Raw genomic sequence first — 6,007 nt, forward strand, 5'->3', positions numbered from 1 at the left:
TCGAATCCTGCTCGTTTTGTCATCACTTCTTCACAAACCGGTCGGCTCGTACTTACAAGTCCGTACATGAAAAAAGACAGGCACATACGACCGCCTGTATGCGTCTGCCTGTATTTGTTTGTCTGTCACCCCTTTATCTTTCTTCCATGGAAGCTGTATCGTTCTTTCGCCCAGCTTTACACACCTCTACCCTCAACTTCTGCCTCACCCGCCGCCCTTTTCACCCGGAAGCCTTTTCTGCTCTTTGCTGGGTCACATCGCTAAACATCCCGGCATAGTACTTCACCTCACCGACGTCATTGCGGATCGCGCTGATCGTGAGCCACTCCAAAAACAGGCCATTGTCTTTTCGCTTGTTCCATATCTCCCCGGCCCAATACCCCTGCTCCTCAATCGCTTTCCACATCCTGTCGTAAAACGCCCGATCTTGTTTGCCGGACTTGAGTATGCTGGGGTTCTTGCCGATGACCTCCTCTTTTTTGTAACCGGTCACTTGTTCAAATGCAGGATTCACAAACGTAATCGTCCCTTTTTTATCCGTAACGACGATCGCCTCGACCGTGTTTTCCACGATGCTGAGGGCGAGCGTAAGCCGATCCTGGTAGTACATCCACATCACCATGATGAAGCAGCAGAGCGCCACCTGGGAAAGCGCCATGAAGCCGATCGCGTAATGTCCGGTCAGATTGAACAACAGGGTCAGCATCAGCGGCGGGAAAAAACCGCCCAAACCGCCCATGGCGGAGACAATTCCGTTTACAATTCCCGCTTGCTTGGAAAAATACATCGGCACCAGTTTAAAGACGGCTCCGTTTCCGATACCCGCGCAGGCCGCAATCACCAGACAGCCTACTGTATACAAATGGATCGACAGCGAGAAGGACAGCAGGATGCCCGCAGCGGTCATTCCGGCAAAGACGACCAGCAGCACCTTGAACGAATCCCAGCGGTCACCGAGCCACCCGCCTATCGGGCGGGCCAGCGTAGCGAGGACGATAAATCCTGCCGTGCGCAGCCCCGCATCCACTTTGTCCAGTTCAAAATGGGCGACCAAAAAGTTAGGCAAATAGACGGTAAAGGCCACAAACGAGCCGAACGTAACGAAGTAGAAGAGACTTAAAAACCAGAGTCTTTCGTTTTTGTAGACGCTTTTGATCTGCTCCTTCAAGGAAACGGTTACCCGCGGTTCCGCTTTATCGCCGAGCAAGAGATTCAGCGCCGCAAATCCGGCTAGCAGCACCATGTACAGTTGAACCGTTGCCGACCATCCCCAATAGCTTGCGATGACAGGCGCCCCGAAAGAGCTGATCGCTGTCCCGATATTGCCCATTCCGTATATCCCGTTGACGGAGCCCAGCTTTTCCTTTGGATAATACTTGGGAAGCGACGTCACCCCGACTGAAAAGACCGCTCCCGAGATGCCCAGAAACAGTCCTCCGATCATCAGGTCGGCTGCACTCGTAGCCTCGCTGATGTAATACACGGGGACCAACAGGATCAAAAAACTGATGGCAAACAGCAGCCTCGCCCCGTAACGGTTCGCCAGATAGCCGACCGGTATCCGCAAAAGGGAACCGAGCAAAACCGGAATGGCCGTAATCCAGGCGATTTGCCCCTGTTCGAGCGACAAGCTTTCTTTCATAAATGGCATCAATGATGATAGGATCACCCAGACCATAAACCCGACGACCAGACTGGCGGTCTGCAGCGGCAATTGTATTTTCTTTACCATGAGCACTCATCCTCCTTGAGGAAGTTACACCCTCATGGTAATTGAATTTGGAGCAGGAGATTGTGATAAATCTCACAGGTGCCCTCTCTTCGTTTATGAAGACAACAAAAAGGGGTGGCATAGGCCACCCCGTATATCAATGTGGGAGGGAAGTAGTTTGAAAGCACTCAGACGCGACTTGAACGTTATGTCGTACTAGATGTACAGCTTAGTTGCCGGAACCCGTTGAAGCAGCTGGGTCGGTTGTACCACCTTCAGTTTTGCTTGCATCAGCATCTCCGGACTGAGAATCAGCCGAACCTGTCGATGCATCGGAAGAACCTTTCGACGCATCCGTTGAATCGGTTGTGGAATCCGATCCAGTCGACGCATCAGAAGACCCCGGTGTGGAATCCGAAGCTCCCGTCGACGCGTCAGGAGTCGATTGATCTTGGGAAACAGAACTATCTGTAGACTGATCAGTTTCGGTTGTGGAGGAAGAGCCAGGGGTCGTTGCGCTTCCGTCTTGTTGTGTCGCTGGTTCCGGGTTGCTGGTCGGGCTGGAGCAAGCCACCAAGCTGCCGGACAGAAGAAGTGCGACTGCCGCTAAGGATATCCATCGTTTGTTCATGATTGAACTCCCCTTTCCTGTCTTTACTTTGTGACTTCTTTCGGCCACATGTATATCGTAGCTGGGAAAGATGATCATCCTGTGAGGAGAGTGGGAAAAAACCATGAACAAAATATGAAAAAACGATGACCTTCTCAAACTGTCAGACTGTCAGGAAACCGACCGTTCGCAGTTCAGTGCCGGCAGCCGGACGATAAACACGCTTCCCTTCCCCGGCTCGCTCTCCAGTGTTACCTGTCCGTCGTGCAGCTCAACCAATTCTTTGACGATCGCAAGTCCAAGCCCTGTCCCCTTGTTCTTTTTGGAACGGCCGCGGTCAACCTTGAAAAAGCGCTCCCAGATCCGCTCCTGATCGTCCGGCGAGATGCCGATCCCCGTATCGCTGACGGAGATTTCCACCCACTGTCCATCGCTTCGGGCCGAGAGGCGAATCGTCCCCTCATCGGTGAACTTGATCGCATTTTTCACGAGGTTTTTCAAAATTTGTGCGACCCTGTCTTTATCGGCGTACACCTTGGGAAGGCCCTTCGGCTGCTCTACGATGATCTCAATGCCCTTTTCCTCGGCTTCCGGGCTGAAGGAAAACGCCACCTTGTTCATCAGCGTTTCCACATCAACAGGGAATTTCGCCAGCGTTACTTCATTGTTCTCCAGTTTCATCAAGTCCATCAGATCATCGACCAGCCGACTGATGTGCAAGGTCTCCGAATACATGACCGCGTAGTATTTCTGACGGGATTCCTCTTCCTCGACCAGCCCGTCCTGCAGCGCCTCCAAAAAGCCTTGCATCGCCGTCAGCGGCGTCCGCAATTCATGCGAGACATTCGCAAGAAAATCGTTCCGAACTTGCTCCAGGTGCTGCCGCTCCTGTTCTACACGCTCCAATTTGCCGGCGAGCGTATTGATCGTCTGGGCCAGGTCGCCAATCTCGTCGGCAGTGTCTACCTGTACACGTTCGGAGTAGTTCCCCCGTCCGATCTCCGCTGTCGTCCGTTCGATATTTCTGAGCGGCCTGGAAATGGACCAGGACAAATACGAAACCATCGCCGTAGACAAGAGCACGCCAAACAAGGTCGCCCAGAGAATCGTTTCCCTCATCTGGGCAAAGGTCCGCTCCACTCCCTCAATCGGCGCATGCAGAATGATCCCCCCGTACACCTTTTCCCCTTTGCCCCAAGGGATAGATACGGATAGCATCGGATCTTCCAAGCCTTCCATCTTTAACTCCGTAACCGCATTCTTTCCTTTTAATACGGAATCGGCAATGGAGTGGGCAACCGCTTTTCCCGTAAATACCTCATCCTTCATAGAAGTCGCCACAATCTTGCCTTTTTGGTCAAACAGCCAGATGCGCATGTTAAAGGACTCATCGAGCGAGGCCAATTTTCCAAGCAGTGCCGGGTTGATTACATTGCTGTCTTGGATGGCGGCATTCACTCGCTTCGCCTGACGAAGCATCTCTTCTTTTTGGGCACCGTAAATGTACTCCTTTGCGAGAAAGGAGATCAGGATGCCGGAAAAGCCCAAGCCGATGAGGACCGTAGCCAAAAAGCTGAACAGCAGACGGCGGAAGATGCTTTTTGACATCCCCATCATGCTTCATCCACTCCGAATTTGTAGCCGATCCCCCACACGGTGTGTATGCATTCATAAGGAAGCACCTGGAGCCTTTGCCTGATTTTTTTGACGTGCACATCAATCGTACGGGCATCTCCGAAATAGTCAAAACCCCATATCTGTTCCAATAATTGCTCACGTGAAAACACGGTGCCCGGTGACTTCGCCATGTGCACCAGCAGGTCAAACTCCTTTGGACGAAAACTGATTTTCTCGTCTGCAGCCAGCACTTCCCGTTTTTCAATATCAATCATGAGCCGATCAAAGGTAAGTACCTTCGCCGTATCCTCTTCCTGCTTTTCTCTCGGCTGCGTCCGTCTCAAGATCGCCCGGATCCGGGCCACAAGCTCCCGGGGACTGAACGGTTTGGTTACATAATCATCGGCGCCCAGCTCGAGGCCAAGCACCCGGTCGAATTCTTCATCTTTGGCTGTCAGCATGATAATCGGAGTATCCCATTTCTTGCGGATTTCTCTGCACGCTTCAAAGCCATCCATATGGGGCATCATCACATCGAGAACGATGAGATCGGGAATCTCCTTTTCCACAAGCTCCAAGGCTTGCTTCCCGTCGTTTGCCACGACTAAATCAATTTGTTGTTTGGAAAAGAACAGACGGATAATTTCGCACACATTTGGATCGTCGTCCGCGACTAACACTTTCGTATTTATCATGGTCAACAACCTCCCTTCTGTGGACAGTGCCTGCCATCCGTAAGCAGAAAAGCATAAATTTTTATCATGGTAACATATAATAGCTTGCTTGTGGACCTGCATAAGTCATGCCGCCATAGTATGATTCTCCAGTACAGGATGGGGCTGGATTTTCTGGTACAATCCGATGCATTCCATTGCTTTCCGATACATTCCTTTGATTTCCGAGGCTTTTTTAAATACCGGCATCGGGTGATCCTTGCAAAAACAAAAGCGCTTTTTCTGATAGGCAGGCAAAAGTCCTTCATAGCTTTTATCCATCGAAAAAGGATGTGCCGATTCCGCAGCACATCCCGTACACCTTATTATTTCATGATGGTCAACAATTTGCAAACCCCATACTCAGCCTTCTCCCTGTCCCCCTCGGGAATTCGCTTCAACAGATCGAGCGCGGCGTAAGGCACTTTTAACGCATGCGGATCTTCGTATGTCTTCTCCCAATATTCCGGTGCAAGAACAGATGAAAACTCCGGTTCATGCACTTGGTCCCTTCGTACCTCCTCAGGCATTTGGCGATTGAGGTACATTTGTATGCGGTGGTTAATCATGCCTGCATCGACCAAGTCCTTATAGCCGAAGCGTTCCAGGTCGGTAAGTGCTTGCGCAAACGTAATGCTGTGCTCGGTTTCTCCGGCGAAATGGTACATGACGCCATCGATCTTTCTTCCTGCTGATACTGTATGAAGCTCTTCAAATGCACGCTGCGCCATATCGACAGTGTCTCGATAGGGGGGAACAAATGGCCGGACATCCGGTTCGGTTACTTCAAAGTAGTTATCGATGCCCCAATATCGGTTCTGTCTGTCCTGCGTAGTCAATTCCAATACATGGACCAGGCCGTCCACGATCTCGGCTGTAATGAGTTCCGGCCGTTGCCGTAACGCTTTGAGAGCGAGTACCCCCAGCGCCAATCCGTGTCCGGAGGTTCTCAGTCTTTCTGTATTTGTCTGAATGCCCGTTACCAGTCGTTCCAGCAGATGCGGCTCCTCCCTGCTTTCTAGCAGCGGTGTGTACCATTCCGGGTTATTCCGCCGAAAGCCTTCGCATATCCGCTCTATTCCCTGCTTTACGTGCTCGGGTAGCTCATGCTCCTGATTCATAAAATACCCGGCCAAAAACGCTGCTCCAAAGTGGGCATAAAACCAGCCGTGTCTTCCCCCTCTTGCCATACCAATCAAACCCAATTCCAAAAAAGAATCCAGACTACGCATGGTAACAGCTCCCTTCTTTTGGTAGCTACCATTATATAATATACATTACTGTTTTTAAAGTATGAAAATTGATTGCTTGTACACAAAAAGGCCTTGCTTCTCACTCCACAGGAGATGGAAACAA

The 6,007-nt window shown here is 51.1% G+C and carries 5 protein-coding genes; all 5 read right to left on the reverse strand.

All coding sequences use genetic code 11. The annotated features are described in order from the left end of the window. Positions 1-220: 220 nt before the first annotated feature. Positions 221-1,732 carry a nitrate/nitrite transporter gene (locus V5G20_RS25745; RefSeq protein ID WP_172920770.1) on the reverse strand — a complete coding sequence of 504 codons (1,512 nt, stop codon included), beginning with the start codon at positions 1,730-1,732 and terminating at the stop codon, positions 221-223. A 195-nt stretch (positions 1,733-1,927) separates the two neighbouring features. Beyond that, the gene (locus tag V5G20_RS25750; RefSeq protein ID WP_155808001.1) at positions 1,928-2,104 is read right to left on the reverse strand and encodes a hypothetical protein; all 177 of its coding nucleotides are present in this window, start codon (positions 2,102-2,104) and stop codon (positions 1,928-1,930) included. A 388-nt stretch (positions 2,105-2,492) separates the two neighbouring features. Then, positions 2,493-3,938: a sensor histidine kinase gene (locus tag V5G20_RS25755; protein ID WP_024984554.1), complete on the reverse strand. Its 1,446-nt coding sequence runs from the start codon at positions 3,936-3,938 to the stop codon at positions 2,493-2,495. Beyond that, positions 3,935-4,633, reverse strand: a complete 699-nt coding sequence (locus V5G20_RS25760; protein WP_003389952.1) for a response regulator transcription factor — start codon at positions 4,631-4,633, stop codon at positions 3,935-3,937. The genes V5G20_RS25755 and V5G20_RS25760 overlap by 4 nt, the downstream gene beginning before the upstream one ends. Before the next feature lie 344 nt (positions 4,634-4,977). Then, positions 4,978-5,883, reverse strand: coding sequence for a hypothetical protein (locus V5G20_RS25765; protein ID WP_039070368.1), 906 nt, complete (start codon positions 5,881-5,883; stop codon positions 4,978-4,980). Positions 5,884-6,007 lie beyond the last annotated feature (124 nt).

The sequence above is a fragment of the Brevibacillus borstelensis genome (genome assembly GCF_036700025.1).
GTDB lineage: Bacteria > Bacillota > Bacilli > Brevibacillales > Brevibacillaceae > Brevibacillus > Brevibacillus borstelensis.

Coding starts and splice junctions, on each gene's coding strand:
- V5G20_RS25745 (WP_172920770.1), bottom strand. CDS start 1,732: ATGGTAAAGAAAATACAATTGCCGCTGCAGACCGCCAGTCTGGTCGTC.
- V5G20_RS25750 (WP_155808001.1), bottom strand. CDS start 2,104: ATGCGTCGACTGGATCGGATTCCACAACCGATTCAACGGATGCGTCGA.
- V5G20_RS25755 (WP_024984554.1), bottom strand. CDS start 3,938: ATGATGGGGATGTCAAAAAGCATCTTCCGCCGTCTGCTGTTCAGCTTT.
- V5G20_RS25760 (WP_003389952.1), bottom strand. CDS start 4,633: ATGATAAATACGAAAGTGTTAGTCGCGGACGACGATCCAAATGTGTGC.
- V5G20_RS25765 (WP_039070368.1), bottom strand. CDS start 5,883: ATGCGTAGTCTGGATTCTTTTTTGGAATTGGGTTTGATTGGTATGGCA.